The organism is Microbacterium resistens (assembly GCF_031456305.1).
Classification (GTDB): domain Bacteria; phylum Actinomycetota; class Actinomycetes; order Actinomycetales; family Microbacteriaceae; genus Microbacterium; species Microbacterium resistens_A.
This window is the reverse complement of record NZ_JAVDUM010000013.1, coordinates 113,937-132,242: the sequence shown is the minus strand read 5'-3', so window position 1 is coordinate 132,242 and position 18,306 is coordinate 113,937. Positions and strand designations below refer to the sequence as shown.

Sequence of the window (18,306 nt, the reverse complement as noted above, 5' to 3'; positions counted from 1 at the left end):
CTCAGAGAGCGGAAGCGCTGTCGCTCAGAGAGCGGAGACCTGCTTCGCGATGGCCGACTTGCGGTTCGCGGCCTGGTTCGAGTGGATGACACCCTTGCTGACGGCCTTGTCGAGCTTCTTCGTGGCCTTCTTCAGCGCGGCCTCGGCGGCGGACTTGTCGCCGGCGACGACGGCCGCGCGGGTCTGACGGATGACGGTGCGCAGCTCGCTCTTGACGGCCTTGTTGCGCTCGTTCGCCTTCTCGTTGGTCTTGTTGCGCTTGATCTGCGACTTGATGTTTGCCACGTGCGGGAGCCTTCGTTCGAGTGATTGGTTGGGAATGCCGGAGACGAGAGAGGGCGTCCGCCGACGGTCGTGAGGGAATTCCCACACGCAAGCCAGTCACCGAGTCTATCAGGTCCATCGGCTCGCCCCTTCGAATCGGTCAGCGCGTCGTGGCGTGCACGGCCGCGGGAACGGGTGCATGCTGAGCGGAGGACCCGAAGGAGTAGTCCATGCCCGAGACATCGTCGCTCGATCCCGCCCTTCTGCGCACGCTGCGCTGGTCGGCGGCGACCTCCGCGTTCCAGATCGAGGGCGCGCGTCGCCTCGACGGGCGGGGAAGGTCGGTCTGGGACGACTTCGTCGACACGCCGGGGCTGGTCGCGGACGGCGGGACGGCGGACCCCGGGCCGGACAGCTACCACCGCAGCGGCGAGGACGCGGCCCTCCTCGCAGGTCTCGGCGTCGACCGTTATCGCTTCTCGATCTCCTGGGTGCGCGTGATCCCCGACGGTGCGGCGGGCGGCGCCGTCAACGCCGCGGGCCTCGCCCACTACGACCGCGTGGTGGACGAGCTCCTCGCCGCAGGCGTCGTTCCCGAGCCGACTCTCTACCACTGGGACCTCCCGACGGGTCTCGAGGCGGAAGGCGGATGGCTCCGACGGGCGACGACCGAGCGGTTCGCGGAGTACGCCGAGGCGGTGGCCAAGGCGCTCGGCGATCGGGTCCGGCACTGGTACACCGTCAACGAGCCGGCGTCGACGACGCTGCAGGGCTACGGGAACGGCGAGCTCGCCCCGGGACGGACGCTGCTGTTCGACGCGCTGCCGACCGTCCACCATCAGCTGCTCGCGCACGCCCACGCGGTCCGGATCCTGCGCGAGCACGGCGCGGAGCAGGTCGGCATCGCCGCCAATCACACGCTCGTCCTGCCCGCGAGCGAGGCGGAGGAGGATGTGATCGCGGCCGGGATGTACGACATCGTGCACAACCGGGTCTTCGCGGATCCTCTGTTGCTCGGGCGCTATCCGGACCTGGAGGGGCTGGGCGCGGAGCTGCCGGTCCTGGACGGCGATCTGGAGCTGATCTCGACGCCGTGCGACGTCTACGGCGTGAACTATTACAACCCCACCACGATCCGCGCGGCGGCGGAGGGACCGTTGCCCTTCGAGCTGGTCCCGACGCCGGGCGCCGCCCACACGGGCTTCGGCGAGATGTGGCCGATCCGGCCGGACACGCTCCGGGACTTCCTCATCGACGCGAAGGAACGGTACGGCGACGCGCTTCCGCCGATCGTCATCGCCGAGAACGGCGCGTCGTTCCCCGAGCCGGGACACGTCGACGGACCGATCGACGACGAGAAGCGGATCGGCTACCTCCGAGACCATCTCGCGGCTGTGCTGGAGGCGAAGCGCGCGGGCGTCCGGATCGACGGCTACACCGTGTGGTCGCTGCTGGACAACTTCGAATGGGCCGACGGGTACACGCAGCGTTTCGGGCTCGTGCACGTCGACATGGAGACGGGGGAGCGGACGCCGAAAGCCTCCTACGGCTGGTACCGCGACGTCATCGCGCGGAGCCGGGCATGAACAGCGGCGGGCACGGCGTGCGTCGGGTTCGTCCGACGTGGTTCCTGCTCTTCACGCTGGCCTGGCTGGCGATCTGGACGGTGCAGCTCACCCCTGTCCAGCTCCTCCTGCCGCTCCAGCTCGACACCGAGGGTCACGACTGGATCGCCGGGGTCGTCTGGGCGGGGGTCGTCCTCTCGGTGGGCGGCTTCGCGGGCGTCGTGGCCGGGCCCCTCGCCGGACGGCTCTCCGACCGCACGCGCTCGCGCTGGGGGCGGCGTCGCCCGTGGGCGATCGGCGGCTCCGTCGTCGCCGCGGCGGGACTGCTCCTCACCGGCATCGCCGTCGGCCCTCTGGCCGTGGGCGGCGCGTGGATCGTGGTCTCGGTCGGCGTCGCGGTCGCCTCCGCCGCGTACACCGCGCTCATCGCCGACCAGCTCACGGCCCAGCGCGGGGCGGCGTCCGCGGCGGCGAGCTCGGCGCAGGCCGTCGGCATCGTGGTCGGCGTCGGCGCGGTCGTGCTCCTCGGGCTCGGAGTGACCGCCTCCTACGTCCTGCTCGCTGTCGTGATCGTCGTGGTGGGCGCAGGCGCCGCGCTGCTCCTCCCGGATCCGGCGCCGTCGCCCATGTCCGCCACCGCTGCGGGCGCGGGTCTCGGCCGACGACGCGCCTCCTCGCTGCGCGATCGGGACTTCCGCTGGCTCCTCGCCGGTCGCTTCGTCGTGAACGTCGGCAACGCGCTCGGCACCTCGCTGCTGCTGTTCTTCCTGATGTACGGCCTCGGCGTTCCCGCGGTCGAGGCGCAGGACGACCTCCTGCTCCTCATCGTGATCTACACGGTCTTCGTCGTCATCGCGTCGATCGTCGTCGGGATCCTGTCGGATCGCACAGGGCGTCGTCGCCTGCTCACGGTCGTCTCGGCGCTCGTGCAGGCGGTGTCCGGCATCGTCATCATGCTCAGCCCTGATCTGCTGATGACGACGGTCGCCGCGGCCATCATGGGTGCGGGCTACGGCGCGTACATGGCGGTCAGCCTGGCCTTCGCGACCGACCTCCTCCGCGACCCGCAGGACCATGCGCGCGATCTCAGCGTCGTCAACGTGTCGGCGAGCCTCGGTCAGCTCCTGGGGCCGCTCCTGGGTGCGGGGCTCGTCGCCGTCGTGGGCGGCTTCTGGCTCCTGTTCGTCGCGGCGTCCGTGCTGTCCGTCGTCGGCGCGGTCATGACGCTGGCCGTCCGCGCCCGATCCGGCCCCGCTCCGACAGCCCCTGCGCAGACAGACCCGGGGCCGATTCCACCGTCGTCAGCGCGAGGTTCAGCACGGCGTTGAAGACGCGCGGGTACATCGCGGTGACGAGGTGCGTCGCCCGAGGAACGACGATCAGCTCGGCGTGCGGCGCGAGGGCGGTGAAGGTGCGCTCGTGCGTGCGGAGCTGGTCGAACTGCCCGTTGACGAACCAGGTCGGCACGCGCAGGCTCCGGACGGCTTGAAGCAGATCGAGCGTGCCGAGGCTCCGCAGCGCCGTGTCCTGCATCGCCATGGCGTAGCCGCCGGCCCCGAAGTCCTCCCTGGTCTCCGGGGGGAGGGTCGCGGCGAGCACCTGCTCGCTCAGCCAGACGCCGCGGTCCGGCAGCGAGTTCATCGCCCCGGCGAGGAGGCGGTAGGCGGCGAGCCCGGCACCGCGGGGGAGGGCCGTGCAGGAAGCGCCGAGGAAGGCGTCGACGGGCGGCTGCGGTTTGGCGCCGACGTAGGCGGTGGACAGCAGACCGCCCATGGAGTGCCCGACGAGGAGCACCTGGCCGCGCGCTGCGGCATCGCGGACGGCCTCGTCGATCGTGCGGAACGCCTCGGCGAGGGTGAACGTCTCGTCCCGACGGCTCCCGTGCCCGGGAAGGTCGACCGCGACGGCGGGGTTCCCGCGCTCGGCGAGGAAGTCCAGCTGCGACCGCCACATCGTCGCGGAGGTGCGGATCCCATGCACCAGCACCACGCTCACGACCACGAGCGCCATTCTACGAAGAAACGGGGCCGGTGGATGATCCACCGGCCCCGTTCAGCGTGCGGGAGCGCCTACTTCTCCCAGCCCACGTTCTCCACCGGCGTGATGCCGAAGAGGTCGAGCCCGACGTAGGGCTCCGGGGTCAGGTTGGCGAGGCCCTTCTTGGCCGTGACGATCCAGGGACCGTTGTAGATCGGGATGACGCCCCAGGTCTCCTTGACGATCTCGGTCTCGAGCTTCATCGAGGCCGCGGTCCACGCCTCGGGCGTCGTCTGCGACTCGACCTCGTCCGCGATCTTCTTGTCGATCTCCGCGCTGCCCGTGCCCGAGAGGTTCAGGCTGCTGTCCGAGCAGTAGAGCTGGCAGAAGTTGGCAGGGCCGAACGGGTCGCCGTCGGTGAACTGCAGCGAGAAGGCGTCCCAGTTCTTCGTGGTGAAGTCGGTCGAGAAGTCCGCCGTGGGGCGCTGCTCGATCTTCATGTCGATGCCGATGGCCTTCTCCTGCTGCTGGAGCGCCTTGAGCATCGCCTGAATGGTCGGGCTGTCGTTGTGCGTCGGGAAGATGACCGAGAGCTTCACGCCGTCCTTCTCGCGGATGCCGTCCGAGCCTTCCTTCCAGCCCGCGTCGTCGAGGAGCTTCTTGGCGCCCTCGAGGTCGAACTTGAGACCGGCCTCCTTGTAGGAGTCCTGGAACCCGTCCTGGAAACGGTAGTTGTTGAGCGTGCCGACCGACTCCTCGGAGTAGTCGAGCCCGTTCCAGATGACCTGCTTGAGCTGGTCGAGGTTGGCGCCGAGGAAGAACGCCTCGCGAACCTTGATGTCCTGGAACTGCGGCTTGTCCGCGTCCAGAAGGAGCACCGTCTTAGAGGTGCGGGCGGCGCGGTAGGTGACGACGTCCTTCATGTCGGCGACCTGGGCGATGGCGTCCTTGTTCGGCGTCTCGACCGCGTCGATCTCGCCGTTCTTGAAGGCGTTGATCCCCGCCGTCGTGTCAAGGCCCGTGAAGGTCACCTTGTCGAGCAGCGGCTTGTCCCCCCACCACTTCTCGTTCGGCTCGAGGGTGGCGGTCTGCCCCTTCACGTCGTAGTTGGTGAGCTTGTAGGGTCCGGCGCCCCACTCCGGGCGGGCGTTCTCCAGGAAGCTCGTGTTGAACGCCTCCGGCGTCGTGACGGCGGGGTGGAGGATCGAGGTGAAGACGGCCTTCGGCCAGGCGAACTCGCCCTTGAAGGTGACGATGACGTCCTTGTCGGTCTCGCCCTTGGCGACCGACTCGATGTCCTTGTACTTGTCGGTCGAGTTGACCTGGAACGCCTCGTTGGTGCCGTTGTTCGCCTTCCAGGTCGCGTCGAACGCGGTCCAGTCGATCGGCGTCCCGTCGTTCCAGACGGCCTTCTCGTTGACCTTCATCGTGATGACGGTCTTGCCGTTCTCGGTGGTGATGTCCCACTTGTCGAGATACGCCGGGTTGGGCTTGACGGTGCCGTCCGGATCGACAAGGAGGACCTGAGGCGTGTACCACGCCGCGAGGCGCGTGGTGTCGGCTGATGCGTCGCTGCTGAACGCGTTCATCTGCGGGGTGATCTCATTGATGCGGAACCGGACGGTCCCGCCCTCCTTGAGGTTCTCGCGCGGCTGCGGGTTGTAGTCCGCCTGCTTGACCTCGGCGGGCTTGGTGTCTCCGCCACTGCCGTTGCCGTTGTTGCTGCCCGACGCACAACCGCTGATGGCGAGTGCGAGGGCGCCGCCGAGGGCGACGACGCCCATCAGCTTCTGGTGCCTTTTCATGGTGCTCCTTCGTTGCCTTTCGGCTCTTTCAGGGGGTGTGGGCAGGATAACCCTGGCTCCGGCACGATCCGATGGAGGGATCGCAAACCGTTATCGTTCCGAGTCAGCGGAAGTGGCAGGAGTTCCTGTGCGCGTCGGCGCCTGTGAGGGCGAGGGGCTCGGTCTCGCAGCGATGCTGCTGTTCCGGAGGGAGGAGCTGGTAGAGCGGGCAGCGCGTGACGAACGAGCAGCCGGGAAGGTCCTCGGTCGGGCTCGGCAGGTCGCCCCGCAGCACGATCCGCTCGCGCGTGCGCTCGATGTCGGGGTCCGGGATCGGGATCGCCGAGAGCAGCGCCTGGGTATAGGGGTGCTGCGGATCGTCGAACACCGCGTCCACGTCGCCGTGCTCGACGAACTCGCCGAGGTACATCACGGCCACGCGATCGGCGATGTGCCGGACGACGGAGAGGTCGTGCGCGACGAAGAGATAGGACAGCCCGAGCTTGACCTTCAGCTCGTCCAGGAGGTTGATCACGCCCGCCTGGATCGACACGTCCAGCGCCGAGACCGGCTCGTCCAGGACGACGATCTTGGGATTCGTCGCGAGCGCCCGCGCGATGCCGATGCGCTGGCGCTGGCCGCCCGAGAACGCACCGGGGAAGCGGCTGGCATGGGCCGGATCGAGGCCGACCAGATCCATCAGCTCGTCGACGCGCGCATCCGCCTCGGCCTTCGGCACGCCGATCGCCCGCAGCGGCTCGGCGATGACGTCGGTGACCGTCATCCGGGGGTCGAGGGCACCCATCGGGTCCTGGAAGACGATCTGGATGTCGCGGCGCAGGTCGCGCTCGGCCTTGCCGCCGTGGAGGGTCGAGACCGGCGTGCCGGCGATCGTGATCTCCCCGTCGGCCTGGGCGACGAGATCCATGATCTGCAGGAGGGTCGTGGTCTTGCCGCAGCCGGACTCGCCGACGATGGCCAGGGTCTCGCCCTCGCGGATGTCGAAAGAGACGCCCTTGACCGCGTGCACCTCGCCGACCTTGCGCTTGAGGAACGCCCCCTTGAGAAGGGGGAAGGCCTTGCGCATGTTCCGGACATCGAGCGTGATCGGCCGCTGTTCCCGGGGGACGCTCTCGATCGCTGCGACCGGGATCTCCGGGACCGGATACACCGGCAGACCGCCGATGAGTCCTTCGTCGTCGATCTCGTCCGCCCGGATGCACGCGACGAGATGGTCGCCGGAGCCGCCGGTGTCCACCGGACGCAGCGGCGGCTCGGAGCTGCGGCAGGCGTCGACGGCGATCGGGCAGCGGTTGGCGAAGGGGCAGGCGTCCGGGAGGTTGACCAGCAGGGGCGGATTCCCCTTGATCGGGATCAGGGGCTCCTTCTCCGCCTTGTCGATACGGGGGATCGCCCCGAGGAGTCCGATCGAGTACGGCATCCGCGTGCGGTGGAAGAGCTCGCCCGCTGGGGCCTGCTCGACCGGGCGCCCCGCGTACATCACGAGCACGTCATCGGCGGTCTTGGCCACGACCCCCATGTCGTGGGTGATCATGATCACCGCGGCGCCCGTCTCGCGCTGCGCCGTGGCGATGAGGTCGAGGATCTGCGCCTGGATGGTGACGTCGAGGGCGGTGGTCGGCTCGTCGGCGATGATCAGCTTCGGATCGTTCGCCATCGCGATCGCGATGACGACGCGCTGGCGCATGCCGCCGGAGAACTCGTGCGGGAAGGACTTCATCCTCCGCTCGGGGCTGGGGATCCCGACCAGCTTCAGCAGCTCGATCGCGCGGGCGCTCGCCTGCGCGTGCGACATGCTCTTGTGCACCGTGAGCGCCTCGATCAGCTGGTCGCCGATCGTGAACACGGGCGTGAGCGAGGTCAGCGGATCCTGGAAGATCATCGCGATGCCGTTGCCGCGGAGCGCGGAGAGCTCCTTGTCGGTCTTGCCGACGAGCTCTTGGCCGTCGAACATGATCGATCCGGTGACCTTGGCGTTGTCGTCGAGGAGACCCATGATCGCGAGCGACGTGACGGACTTGCCCGAGCCGGACTCGCCGACGATGCCGAGCGTGCGCCCGGGGGCGAGGTCGAAGGAGACGCCGCGGACGGCGTCGACGCGGCCGGCCTCGGAGGCGAAGCGGACCTGGAGGTCGCGGACGGAGAGGAGAGGAGAGGTCATGCGCGGCCTCCTGCCGCCGAGGTGGGATCGAGGGCGTCGCGCAGACCGTCGGCGATGAGCGCCATCGAGACGGTGAGCAGCGTGAGCGCTGCGGCCGGGAAGTAGAACAGCCATGGCGCGCTGGTGATCGTGTTCGCGCCGGTGCCGATGAGCGAGCCCAGCGAGACGTCGGGGATCTTCACGCCGAAGCCGATGAAGGACAGACCGGTCTCGGCCATGACGGCCGTGACGACGCCGAGCGTGAAGTTGATGATCAGGAGGGATCCGATGTTCGGCAGCAGATGGCGGACCACGATCTTCATGCCGGAGACGCCCATGTAACGGGCGGCGTGGACGTACTCGCGCTCACGGAGCGACAACGCCATCGTCCAGATGACCCGTGCCGGGAAGAACCAGCCGATGAAGATCATCACGAGCGAGATGATGCGCCAGTCGCCGCCCGAGTTGCTCGACACGAGGGCGAGGATGAGGAAGGTCGGCACGACCATGAAGAAGTGGATGACGGTGAGCGTGATCCGCTCGGTGACGCCGCCGAAGTAGGCCGCCGCCGTGCCGACGAGCGCGGAGATCACGGTCGTGCCGATCGAGACGGTCAACGCGATCATCAGCGAGCGCTGCGTGCCGATGACGACCTGGGCGAACAGGTCGTTGCCGGCGGTCGTCGTCCCGAACCAGTGCTCGCCGGACGGTGGCGTGCCGAGGTTCAGGAAGTCGAGGTAGATGTGGTCGTACTTCGCCACGAGCGGTCCGATGACGGAGAACAGCGCGAGGAGGACGAAGATGAAGACGCCGATGACGGCCAGCCGGTTGCGGACGAACCGGCGGTAGTACAGCTCGAGCGAGGACATCCTCTTGCGAGGGATGCGGGCAGCGGTGGTGTCCGGCCCGACGGGCGGTTGGATCGTGTTCGTGCTCATGGTCAGCTCACCCTCACTCGCGGGTCAAGGACAACGACGGCGACATCGGCGAGGATCGCGCCGATCGCGGTCAGGACGGCACCGAACGCCGCGAAGGCGACGACACCGTGGACGTCGTTCTTGCTGATCGTGTCGACGAAGTAGCGTCCCATCCCGTGCCAGCCGAAGATCAACTCGGTGAGGATGGCGCCGGTGAAGGCGGCCGGGATGTTGAACGCGAGTTGCGTCGCGACGGGGATGAGGGAGGTGCGCAGCGCGTGCTTGCGGATCGCCTGCTGCTTGGTGAGACCCTTGGCGCGGGCGGTGCGGACGTAGTCGGCCTTGATGTTGTCCAGCAGGAGCGAGCGCTGGAGGAAGTGATAGTTCGCATAGCTGATGACGACGAGGGCGATCGTGGGCAGCGTGAGGTGCTGGAACTTGTCGACGAGGTACGGGAAGAAGCCGTCGATGTCCTTGCCGCCGGCGCCTGTGACGTAGAACACCCGCGTGCCGACCATCTCGTTGAACGCGATAGCCAGGAGCACGAGGCCGAGGGCGGCGACGACGATGTTGATGTTCATCGTGATGATCGACGTCGCCTGGCCGATCCGGTCGCCGAGCTTGTACTGGCGGGAGGCAGTGTAGACGCCGAGCGCGATGCCGAGGACCGCCGCGATGATCGTGGCGCCGAGCACGAGCTCGGCCGAGATCCACATCCGATAGGAGATCTGCTCGTTGACCGACTGGCCGACCGGGCTCACGCCCCAGTTCCAGTGCAGGACGATGTCGGTGATCCACGTCCACCATCGCTGCAGGAGAGGAACGGAGTCGCTCAGGTTCCGCGGTTCGAGGATCGCGGTGATCTCGTCCGGGGTGAGCGGTGGGCGGCGGCCGACATAGTTGGACCGCGGATCGAGGAACGACCACGCGAGGAAGTATGTGAGGTTGGCGGCCACCGCGATCATGAGGATCCAGCCGAGTAGGCGACGGAGCAGATACTTGATCAAGATGGTGTTCTTTCTCTTTCACAGACGTCGCACGGGATCTCCGACGCAACGCTGAGCCGGGTGCCATTCAAACACCATCGACCGCAGAGAGTGAAGCAGGGGGATGGGCGAGTCCGCGATGCGGAGCTCGGTCGCGGGACCGACGGGCGGGCCGGAGCGACGTCGGGAGATTATCACCGGATCTCGCGATCCGAGGATTAGGACGCCCTCACAATGTCCGCGCGTACATCTCCACGATCCGCCGCAGGGCAGGGATTCCGCGGCCGCTCCCGTAGAATCGATCGGACATGTCACCACGCGCCCTCGCCCCACTTCAGCCTGCCTCGACGCCGCCGGCGCAGATCCGCAACTTCTGCATCATCGCGCACATCGATCACGGCAAGTCGACCCTCGCCGACCGCATGCTCCAGATCACCGGGGTGGTGGCCGATCGCGACATGCGCGCCCAGTACCTGGACCGCATGGACATCGAGCGCGAGCGCGGGATCACGATCAAGAGCCAGGCCGTCCGCATGCCCTGGCAGATCGGCGATGAGACGTTCGCCCTCAACATGATCGACACCCCGGGGCACGTCGACTTCACCTATGAGGTGTCCCGCTCGCTCGCGGCCTGCGAGGGGGCGATCCTCCTCGTCGATGCGGCGCAGGGGATCGAGGCGCAGACGCTGGCGAACCTCTACCTGGCGCTGGAGAACGACCTCACGGTCATCCCGGTGCTGAACAAGATCGACCTCCCGGCCGCGGACCCCGAGAAGTTCGCCAAGGAACTGGCCGACCTCATCGGCGGCCGGCCGGAGGACGTCCTCCGCGTCTCCGGCAAGACCGGTGTCGGCGTGGAAGAGCTGCTGGACCGCCTGGTCACCGAGATCCCGGCGCCGGGCGGGGACGCCGACGCCCCGGCCAGGGCGATGATCTTCGACTCCGTCTATGACGCCTACCGCGGCGTGGTCACCTACGTCCGGATGGTCGACGGCAAGCTGGAGCCGCGCGAGCGGATCCAGATGATGTCCTCCGCGGCGCACCACGAGCTCCTCGAGATCGGCGTGTCCAGCCCGGAGGCCGTGCCGACGAAGGGCCTCGGCGTCGGCGAGGTCGGCTATCTCATCACCGGGGTGAAGGACGTCCGGCTGTCGAAGGTCGGCGACACGATCACCAATGCCCGAAAGCCCGCGGCGGAGGCGCTGCCCGGCTACACCGAGCCGAAGCCGATGGTGTTCTCCGGCCTCTACCCGATCGACGGCAGCGACTACGCGGAGCTGCGCGAGGCGCTGGACAAGCTCAAGCTCTCCGACGCCTCCCTGGTGTACGAGCCCGAGACCTCCGTGGCGCTCGGCTTCGGCTTCCGCTGCGGCTTCCTCGGCCTCCTGCACCTGGAGATCATCACCGAGCGCCTCACGCGCGAGTTCGACCTGGACCTCATCACCACCGCGCCGAGCGTGATCTACGAGGTGCTCACCTCGGACACGGGCGAGACGGTGACCGTCACCAACCCCAGCGAGTATCCGGACGGCCGGATCGGATCAGTTTCCGAGCCGATGGTCAAGACCGCGATCCTGCTCCCCAAGGACTACGTCGGCACGGTCATGGAGCTCTGCCAGTCGCGACGGGGGACGCTCCTCGGCATGGAGTACTTCTCCGAGGAGCGCGTCGAGCTGCGCTACAACATGCCCCTCGGCGAGATCGTGTTCGACTTCTTCGACCAGCTCAAGTCCAAGACCCAGGGCTATGCCTCGCTCGACTATGAGCCCTCGGGATCGCAGGAGGCCGACCTCGTCAAGGTCGACATCCTGCTGCAGGGCGACAAGGTCGACGCGTTCAGCTCGATCGTCCACCGCGACAAGGCCTACGCCTACGGCACGATGATGGCCGAGCGCCTTCGCAAGCTCATCCCTCGTCAGCAGTTCGAGGTGCCGATCCAGGCGGCGATCGGCGCGCGGATCATCGCCCGCGAGACGATCCGCGCGATCCGCAAGGATGTCCTCGCCAAGTGCTACGGCGGTGACATCACCCGTAAGCGCAAGCTGCTCGAGAAGCAGAAGGAGGGCAAGAAGCGTATGAAGATGGTCGGGCGCGTCGAGGTCCCCCAGGAGGCGTTCATCGCCGCGCTCTCGGGGGACGTCGAGGGCAAGGACAAGAAGTAGCAGGGCCGTCCGCGGCGGCATTGCGGACCTGTCCAGGTACGGCAAGTAGGGTGGAAAACATGCGTCGCGGGACATTCCGAGAAGGCACGGTCGACTATGCCGCGGTCGGGGCGACCCACGCGCCCGACCTCATGCAGTACCCGCCGGAGCGGAGCATCCCCGCCGAGCAGTCCTGGCGCATCGGCAGCGGCGAGGAGCGCTTCCGGACCGCGAGCGACGCGCTCCTGTCCTGGACGGCGCAGCGCGCGGCGGGTCTCGAGCTCGAGGATCTGCGTCCGGCCACGGGCCCGGGGTACGCGGGCGTCAGCTTCGACGCCGAGGGCAATGCGATCGCGCCGAGCAAGAACGAGGTCGAGCAGCGGTTCGACGGCGAGGGCACGCCCTTCGTCGGGGCGGGCATGACCCTCCGCGTCCACGGTCGCGTCGGCGGACTGAGCGCCGATGCCGAGCTGCGCGTCATCTCGGTGAGCGAGGAGGAGCGGCGCGTCGGCTTCGTCCTGGGCACCGTGGGCGGATCGGTCGTGAGCGGCGAGGAGTCCTTCGACCTCGACTGGCGGGAGGACTCGGACGAGGTCTGGTTCACCGTCCGTGCCTTCGACGCCCCCAACACCTTCCTCTACCGCACGGTCCCCGCACTCGTGCGTCGCCGTCGTCGAGAGCTGTTCGCCCGCTACCTGCGCGCGATCTCGCCGTTGTACACGACACCGGTCTGATGGCGGGGCCCCTGCCTCTGGGGGATCCTGCGCCGGTCGACGGTCGTCTTCCCGAGGATCTGCCCTTCGCGTCGGACACGCCGTTCTCCGCCTATCTCCACGTGCCGTTCTGCCGCGTGCGCTGCGGGTACTGCGACTTCAACACCTACACGTCCTCCGAGCTCCAGGGCGCCCGCCAGGACGACTACGCCGACACCCTCCTCGCCGAGATCGCGCTCGCGAGGGACGTGCTCGGCGCCCGCGGCGCGCTGCGGCCGATGGACACGGTCTTCTTCGGCGGAGGCACGCCGACGCTGCTTCCGGCCGGGGACCTCGCCCGGATGCTGCACGGCGCGATCGACGCCTTCGGGATCCGGTCCGACGCCGAGGTGACGGTCGAGGCGAACCCGGACACGGTGACGCCCGCCGTCGCGGAGGAGCTGGCGAGGGCGGGTGTCACCCGCCTCTCGGTCGGGATGCAGTCGGCGGTCCCGCATGTCCTCGCGGCGCTGGACCGCACACATCAGCCGGAGAACGTCCGCACCGCGGTGGAGTCGGCGAGAGCTGCGGGGCTCGCGGTGAGCGTGGATCTGATCTACGGCGCGCCGGGGGAGACCCTCGCGGACTGGCGGGCGTCGCTCGACACGGCGATCGGCCTCGATCCCGACCACATCTCGGCGTACGCGCTCATCATCGAGGACGGGACCAAGCTCGCGCGACAGATCCGTCGCGGCGAGGTCCCGGCACCCGACGACGACCTCCAGGCCGACATGTACGAGCTCGCCGACGCTCGTCTGGGCGGCGCCGGCTTCTCCTGGTACGAGGTCAGCAACTGGGCGCGCGAGCCGGCACAGCGCTCGCGGCACAACATGGCCTACTGGCGCGGGACGGACTGGTGGGGGTTCGGCCCGGGAGCCCACAGCCATGTCGCGGGTCTGCGGTGGTGGAACGTGAAGCATCCGGCGGCCTATGCGGCACGCCTCGCCGCGGGGGACTCCCCGGCGGCGGGACGCGAGCGGCCCGGTGCCGAGGCGACGACGCTGGAGCAGGTGCTGCTCGGCTCGCGGATGGCGGAGGGGCTCGCGGTCGACGCCCTCCCGGCCGGCGCCAGGACACGGGTCGCCGAGCTCATCGCCGACGGCCTCGTCGAGGGGCCGGCGGCCGTCCGCGGACGCCTCGTGCTCACTCTCCGCGGACGCCTGCTGGCCGACGCGGTGGTCCGCACGCTCACCGCCTGAGACGAGCCTGCGGCCTGGCCGCCCGGGCTCGCCGGGTCGGGCTCAGGGGAGCAGATCCAGGCCTTCGGTCCGTCGCTGGGGCACGGTCGCCGTCGTCCGGTCGAACAGCCGGGTGGGCCGTGATCCGTCGAAGGCGGGCCAGCCCGGGTCGCCGGTGAGGATGAACCGCGTCCAGGCGGCGTGCATCTCGTCGGCCAGCCCCTGTGGCGCATCGGCGCCTGCCATCCGCACGGACTCCGCATCCTGCAGACCGTCGAAGACGAAGCCGAGCTCCAGCGCGTGCGCGGCGCGGAGGTCGCGCACCGTGCTCTCCCAGGCGAACTCGTAGACGTGGGTCGGCGCAGTCCGGGAGCGGGCGATGCGCGTGGCGGGCGCGCGCAGCAGCAGATCGGTCGCGAGCTGGCCGAACAGCTCGCCGGTCGACGCGCCGGGCCAGGCCTGGCGGTAGGCGCGGACGGCCTTCCTCGGGATGCGCAGCGCGAGGCGGGCAAGGAGGAGCTTCAGCGGACGGATGGCCGCCAACGCCTCCGGGGCGAACCACAGCCGGTACTCGTCGGTGTTCGTCCCGATGACGAGCGGCAGGTCGACGGACGGCAGCACCTCGTGGGGCGACCGCGGAAGGGAGTCGGGATCGATCACGAGCTGGAACCCGGGGGCGCCGCCCAGCGGCGACGAGCCGGCGGACTGGGCGCGGCGGGCGTCGAGGAGCTGTGCGGGCGGGACGTCGGCGAAGGAGGACCGGTCAGCCTTGATCCCCAGTCTGCGCGCGATCTGCGCGGTGACACGGCCGCCCTTCTCCGGCTCCTGCGCGGTCAGCGGCCCCGACTCGATGATCGCGGCCGCGGCGAGGGCGCGAGTGTCGTCGCGGGCGAGGAGCGCCGCCACGAGAGACCCTCCCGCAGACTCGCCCATGAGCGTGATGCGCTGCGGGTTCCCGCCGAAGGCCGCGATCTCCTCGTGCACCCAGTGCAGGGCGGCGGCGACGTCGCGGAGACCGAGGTTGCGGGGAGCGTCATCGAGGACGGAGAAGCCCTCCGACCCCAGGCGGTAGTTGATCGAGACGAACACGATCCCCTCGCGCGCGAAGCTGGTCCCGTCGTAGAGGGAGAGCGCGGCGGTGCCGCGTTCGAAAGCGCCGCCGTGGATCCAGAGCACCACGGGCGCCGCCTGCGCGTCCACGGGCGCCCAGACGTTCGCGGTCAGGATGTCCTCGCCGTCGATCCGGACGCTGCCGAGCAGCTCGGCGGTCGCGCCGGCGTAGGGGAGCTGCGGCGCGGTCGGGCCGAACGCGGTCGCCTCGCGCACGCCGGACCACGGCGAGGCGGGGCGCGGGGCCCGGAACCGGTTCTCCCCGAACGGCGGTGCGGCATAGGGGACGCCGAGGAACCGGAGGATCCCGCCCTCCTCCTCGCCTCGGACGACGCCGGCGGAAACGCGGATCTCGGGTGCATCGCTCACGCTCGTCATCGTAGCGGCGAGGGCCCGCGGACCTGTATGGATCGCGGTGCGGCGGGCCCCGCCCCTCGACGCGCGGGCCCGGACGGGCGCGACACGGGCTCGACCCGGTAGAATTGGCACTCGGCGGGATGGAGTGCCAGCGATCCGGCCCCGAGCGACGAGAAGGAGGCGGAGATGGTCAGTGAGAGAGGTCTCCAGGTCCTCCGCGCGATCGTGGAGGACTTCGTCGAGACGAACGAGCCCGTCGGCAGCCGCTCCATCGTCGAGCGGCACGCGTTCGGCGTGTCCGCCGCGACCATCCGCAACGACATGGCGCAGCTCGAGGACGAGGAGCTGATCGTCGCGCCGCACACGTCCTCGGGCCGGGTGCCCACCGACAAGGGGTACCGCGTCTTCGTGGACCACCTCGCCCAGCTGCGCCCGCTCTCGGGCGCGCAGCGGAGCGCGATCACCGCCTTCCTCACGGACCCCGCCGACCTGGACGACCTGATGGTGCGCACCGTCCGGGTGCTGACGCGGCTGACCGGCCAGGTCGCGCTCGCGCAGTACCCCTCGTTCGCGCGCGCCCACGTGACGCACGTCGAACTGGTCGCCCTCGGCCCGCGTCGGCTCCTCGCCGTCATCGTCACCGACGCCGGTGGCGTCTCTCAGCGGATCATCGCCCTCCCCGCCGACCTCGACGAGGTCGAGCTCAGCTCGTTGCGCGCGCGCCTCACCGTGCTCCTGGTGGGGCGCTCGGTGCGCAACGGCGTCGAGCGGATCGCGGGGCTCCAGGACGCGCCGGAGGCGTCGGCCCTGGCATTCGCGCAGGCCGCGCTCCGACGGGCGGTGACCGAGGAGCTGGAGGAGTTCCGGCAGGAGCGCCTGGTGATGGCGGGCGCGGCGACCCTCGCCCGCCGGGAGCACGACTTCCGCGGGAGCATCCATCCGCTCCTGGAGGCGATCGAGGAGCAGGTCACGCTGCTGCGGCTGATGAGCGAGATGGTCACCGACGAGCAGGGGCTCGCGGCGAGCATCGGCGCGGAGAACGAGGCGTTCGGGCTGCCCGAGGCCTCGATCGTGGCGAGCAACTACGTCACCCCGAGCGGCACGGCCCGCGTCGGCGTGATGGGTCCGACACGCATGGACTACCCGAGCAACCTCGCGGCGGCGCGGGCCGTGGCCCGCTACCTGTCGCGACTGCTCGACGAAGACGAGGCGGGTCGCTGAGCGGCTCGCGGGGGCCGGCGCAGGAGGCGCCGCGCCCGGAAAGGTGACTGTGGCCGATCATTACGAGGTTCTCGGCGTCGCGCGAGACGCGAGCGAGGATGAGATCAAGAAGGCGTACCGGAAGCTGGCGCGCCAGCTCCACCCTGATGTGAACCCGAGCGAGGACGCCGCGGAGCGGTTCAAGCTCGTGACCCACGCCTACGACGTCCTGAGCGACGCGGACTCCCGTCGGCGCTATGACGCGGGCGGGGACGAGGGTGCCGGCTTCGGAGGGTTCGGCGGCTTCGGCGACATCTTCGAGACCTTCTTCGGGGCGGCGGGCGGTGCGCGCAACGCCCGCCCGCGGTCGCGTCGCGAGCGGGGGCAGGACGCCCTCGTCCGGGTCACGCTCGAGCTCGACGACGTCGTGTTCGGCGTGCACCGCGACATCGAGGTCGACACCGCGATCCTCTGCGAGACCTGCCAGGGATCGTGCTGCCAGGAGGGCACCTCTCCGGTCACCTGCGACATCTGCGGCGGATCGGGGCACATCCAGCAGCAGGTCAGGAGCCTGCTCGGCACCGTGGTCACCACCCAGCCGTGCGGCACCTGCGAGGGATACGGCACGACGATCCCGTACCCCTGCGGGACGTGCAACGGCCAGGGGCGCGTCCGCTCGCGCCGGACCGTCGGGCTGGACATCCCGGCCGGCGTCGAGACCGGGCTCCGTCTGCAGCTTCCCGGCTCCGGCGAGGTCGGCCGCGCGGGAGGGCCCAACGGAGACCTCTACATCGAGGTCGCCGTAGCGCCGCACTCCTCGTTCAGCCGGGAGGGCGATGACCTGCTGGCGACGCTGGAGGTCGCGATGTCCGATGCGATCCTCGGCACCTCGACCACGGTGGACGCGCTCGACGGCGCCGTGGAGCTGGAGATCCGCCCGGGCGTGCAGTCCGGCGACGTGCTCACGATCAAGGGCCGCGGCATCACCCCGCTCCGCGGCAGCCAGCGCGGCGATCTGCGCGTCGGCGTCCAGGTGGTCACCCCGACCAAGATCGACGGCAAGCAGCGGGCGCTCATCGAGGACTTCGCGAAGCGGAGCAAGGCGCCGGGCCCGCGGCTGGCCGAGTTCCACCAGGGGCTCTTCTCCAAGCTGCGCGACCGCTTCCGGAACAGCTGACCGTGTCATTGCACTTCCTGACGCCCGAGGCGTCGACGGGACATCCCGGCGACCTCGTGACCCTGACCGGTGCCGAGGCGAAGCACGCCGCGGTCGTCCGGCGGGTCCGCGTCGGGGAGCGGGTGACGCTGGGCGACGGGCTCGGGGTCTGGCTCGACGGCGAGATCGCGGCAGCAGATCCGGCAGAGGTGTCGGTGCGGGTCCTGGCGAGGACCGTGCAGCCGAGGCCTGAGGCCCGCATCGTCCTCGTGCAGGCGCTGGCCAAGGGGGATCGCGACGAGCTCGCGGTCCAGGCCGCCTGCGAGCTCGGCGTCGACGAGATCGTGCCGTGGCAGGCCGCCCGCAGCGTCTCCCGGTGGGAGGGCGCGAAGGCGGCGAAGGGGCGGGAGCGCTGGTCCTCGATCGTGCGCGAGGCGGCCAAGCAGGCCCATCGGGCCTGGGTGCCCGAGGTCGCGGGGCTGGAGGGCACGGGGGACCTCGTCCGTCGTGCCGGCACCCAGCGTGTGCTGGTCCTCGATCCGTCGGCCAGTGCGCGGCTGAGCGCGGTCCGCGAGGACGGGCGCGACCTGGTGCTCGTCGTCGGCCCCGAGGGCGGCATCGCCCCCGAGGAGCACGAGAGGCTGGCGGCGGCGGGAGCCGAGCGCGTGCTGCTCGGCGACACGGTGCTGCGCACTTCGACGGCCGGCCCCGCCGCCCTCGCCGTGCTCAACGTGGTCCGCGGCCGCTGGTGAGTCGGA

At 69.8% G+C, this 18,306-nt stretch carries 15 protein-coding genes; 8 read left to right on the top strand and 7 right to left on the bottom strand.

The window, feature by feature from the left end; translation table 11 throughout:
* Nucleotides 1–24 precede the first annotated feature (24 nt).
* Nucleotides 25–285 (bottom strand): 30S ribosomal protein S20, encoded by a 261-nt coding sequence (rpsT, locus tag J2Y69_RS14570; protein ID WP_310022013.1) that lies wholly within the window; start codon nucleotides 283–285, stop codon nucleotides 25–27.
* Between the two features lie 209 nt (nucleotides 286–494).
* Here rpsT and J2Y69_RS14565 point away from each other — a divergent pair, with 209 nt between their 5' ends.
* Both J2Y69_RS14565 and J2Y69_RS14560 read left to right on the top strand, forming a co-directional pair.
* Entirely contained in the window at nucleotides 495–1,850 is a 1,356-nt protein-coding gene (locus tag J2Y69_RS14565) for a GH1 family beta-glucosidase (protein WP_310022011.1), read from the top strand.
* On the top strand, nucleotides 1,847–3,157 hold the full coding sequence (locus J2Y69_RS14560; RefSeq protein ID WP_310022009.1) for an MFS transporter: 1,311 nt from the start codon (nucleotides 1,847–1,849) through the stop codon (nucleotides 3,155–3,157). The genes J2Y69_RS14565 and J2Y69_RS14560 overlap by 4 nt, the downstream gene beginning before the upstream one ends.
* On the opposite strand, the gene J2Y69_RS14555 is transcribed toward J2Y69_RS14560, so the two are convergent.
* The 5 genes from J2Y69_RS14555 to J2Y69_RS14535 all read right to left on the bottom strand — a co-directional run bounded on the left by J2Y69_RS14555 (nucleotide 3,048) and on the right by J2Y69_RS14535 (nucleotide 9,675).
* Nucleotides 3,048–3,830 (bottom strand): alpha/beta fold hydrolase, encoded by a 783-nt coding sequence (locus J2Y69_RS14555; protein WP_310022007.1) that lies wholly within the window; start codon nucleotides 3,828–3,830, stop codon nucleotides 3,048–3,050. The genes J2Y69_RS14560 and J2Y69_RS14555 overlap by 110 nt on opposite strands.
* Nucleotides 3,831–3,898: 68 nt before the next feature.
* Nucleotides 3,899–5,611: an ABC transporter family substrate-binding protein gene (locus J2Y69_RS14550; RefSeq protein WP_310022006.1), complete on the bottom strand. Its 1,713-nt coding sequence runs from the start codon at nucleotides 5,609–5,611 to the stop codon at nucleotides 3,899–3,901.
* A gap of 103 nt (nucleotides 5,612–5,714) precedes the next feature.
* The gene (locus J2Y69_RS14545) at nucleotides 5,715–7,772 is read right to left on the bottom strand and encodes an ABC transporter ATP-binding protein (protein WP_310022005.1); all 2,058 of its coding nucleotides are present in this window, start codon (nucleotides 7,770–7,772) and stop codon (nucleotides 5,715–5,717) included.
* Nucleotides 7,769–8,689 carry an ABC transporter permease gene (locus J2Y69_RS14540; RefSeq protein ID WP_310022003.1) on the bottom strand — a complete coding sequence of 307 codons (921 nt, stop codon included), beginning with the start codon at nucleotides 8,687–8,689 and terminating at the stop codon, nucleotides 7,769–7,771. The genes J2Y69_RS14545 and J2Y69_RS14540 overlap by 4 nt, the downstream gene beginning before the upstream one ends.
* Before the next feature lie 2 nt (nucleotides 8,690–8,691).
* Nucleotides 8,692–9,675, bottom strand: coding sequence for an ABC transporter permease (locus tag J2Y69_RS14535; protein WP_310022001.1), 984 nt, complete (start codon nucleotides 9,673–9,675; stop codon nucleotides 8,692–8,694).
* Between the two features lie 287 nt (nucleotides 9,676–9,962).
* On the opposite strand from J2Y69_RS14535, the gene lepA reads away from it, so the two are divergent.
* From lepA to hemW, 3 genes are read left to right on the top strand one after another with little or no spacing between them, the layout of a single operon-like run.
* Nucleotides 9,963–11,816, top strand: coding sequence for a translation elongation factor 4 (lepA, locus tag J2Y69_RS14530; RefSeq protein WP_310021999.1), 1,854 nt, complete (start codon nucleotides 9,963–9,965; stop codon nucleotides 11,814–11,816).
* Nucleotides 11,817–11,875: 59 nt separating this feature from the next.
* Nucleotides 11,876–12,529 (top strand): DUF1990 family protein, encoded by a 654-nt coding sequence (locus tag J2Y69_RS14525; protein ID WP_310021997.1) that lies wholly within the window; start codon nucleotides 11,876–11,878, stop codon nucleotides 12,527–12,529.
* Nucleotides 12,529–13,746 carry a radical SAM family heme chaperone HemW gene (gene hemW / locus J2Y69_RS14520; RefSeq protein ID WP_310021995.1) on the top strand — a complete coding sequence of 406 codons (1,218 nt, stop codon included), beginning with the start codon at nucleotides 12,529–12,531 and terminating at the stop codon, nucleotides 13,744–13,746. Before J2Y69_RS14525 ends, hemW begins: the two co-directional genes overlap by 1 nt.
* Before the next feature lie 42 nt (nucleotides 13,747–13,788).
* Here hemW and J2Y69_RS14515 read toward each other — a convergent pair whose 3' ends face one another.
* Nucleotides 13,789–15,213: a carboxylesterase/lipase family protein gene (locus tag J2Y69_RS14515; RefSeq protein WP_310021993.1), complete on the bottom strand. Its 1,425-nt coding sequence runs from the start codon at nucleotides 15,211–15,213 to the stop codon at nucleotides 13,789–13,791.
* Nucleotides 15,214–15,378: 165 nt separating this feature from the next.
* Between J2Y69_RS14515 and hrcA the strand changes: the two genes are divergently transcribed.
* From hrcA to J2Y69_RS14500, 3 genes are read left to right on the top strand one after another with little or no spacing between them, the layout of a single operon-like run.
* The gene (gene hrcA / locus J2Y69_RS14510; RefSeq protein ID WP_310021990.1) at nucleotides 15,379–16,413 is read left to right on the top strand and encodes a heat-inducible transcriptional repressor HrcA; all 1,035 of its coding nucleotides are present in this window, start codon (nucleotides 15,379–15,381) and stop codon (nucleotides 16,411–16,413) included.
* Nucleotides 16,414–16,462: 49 nt separating this feature from the next.
* The gene (dnaJ, locus tag J2Y69_RS14505) at nucleotides 16,463–17,569 is read left to right on the top strand and encodes a molecular chaperone DnaJ (RefSeq protein WP_310021988.1); all 1,107 of its coding nucleotides are present in this window, start codon (nucleotides 16,463–16,465) and stop codon (nucleotides 17,567–17,569) included.
* Nucleotides 17,570–17,571: 2 nt separating this feature from the next.
* Entirely contained in the window at nucleotides 17,572–18,300 is a 729-nt protein-coding gene (locus tag J2Y69_RS14500; protein ID WP_310021986.1) for a 16S rRNA (uracil(1498)-N(3))-methyltransferase, read from the top strand.
* Nucleotides 18,301–18,306 lie beyond the last annotated feature (6 nt).

What these genes read in the sequence shown, in the direction of transcription:
- J2Y69_RS14565 (WP_310022011.1), top strand. Translation starts at nt 495, where the DNA reads ATGCCCGAGACATCGTCGCTCGATCCCGCCCTTCTGCGCACGCTGCGC.
- J2Y69_RS14560 (WP_310022009.1), top strand. Translation starts at nt 1,847, where the DNA reads ATGAACAGCGGCGGGCACGGCGTGCGTCGGGTTCGTCCGACGTGGTTC.
- J2Y69_RS14550 (WP_310022006.1), bottom strand. Translation starts at nt 5,611, where the DNA reads ATGAAAAGGCACCAGAAGCTGATGGGCGTCGTCGCCCTCGGCGGCGCC.
- J2Y69_RS14545 (WP_310022005.1), bottom strand. Translation starts at nt 7,772, where the DNA reads ATGACCTCTCCTCTCCTCTCCGTCCGCGACCTCCAGGTCCGCTTCGCC.
- J2Y69_RS14540 (WP_310022003.1), bottom strand. Translation starts at nt 8,689, where the DNA reads ATGAGCACGAACACGATCCAACCGCCCGTCGGGCCGGACACCACCGCT.
- lepA (WP_310021999.1), top strand. Translation starts at nt 9,963, where the DNA reads ATGTCACCACGCGCCCTCGCCCCACTTCAGCCTGCCTCGACGCCGCCG.
- J2Y69_RS14525 (WP_310021997.1), top strand. Translation starts at nt 11,876, where the DNA reads ATGCGTCGCGGGACATTCCGAGAAGGCACGGTCGACTATGCCGCGGTC.
- hemW (WP_310021995.1), top strand. Translation starts at nt 12,529, where the DNA reads ATGGCGGGGCCCCTGCCTCTGGGGGATCCTGCGCCGGTCGACGGTCGT.
- J2Y69_RS14515 (WP_310021993.1), bottom strand. Translation starts at nt 15,213, where the DNA reads ATGACGAGCGTGAGCGATGCACCCGAGATCCGCGTTTCCGCCGGCGTC.
- hrcA (WP_310021990.1), top strand. Translation starts at nt 15,379, where the DNA reads ATGGTCAGTGAGAGAGGTCTCCAGGTCCTCCGCGCGATCGTGGAGGAC.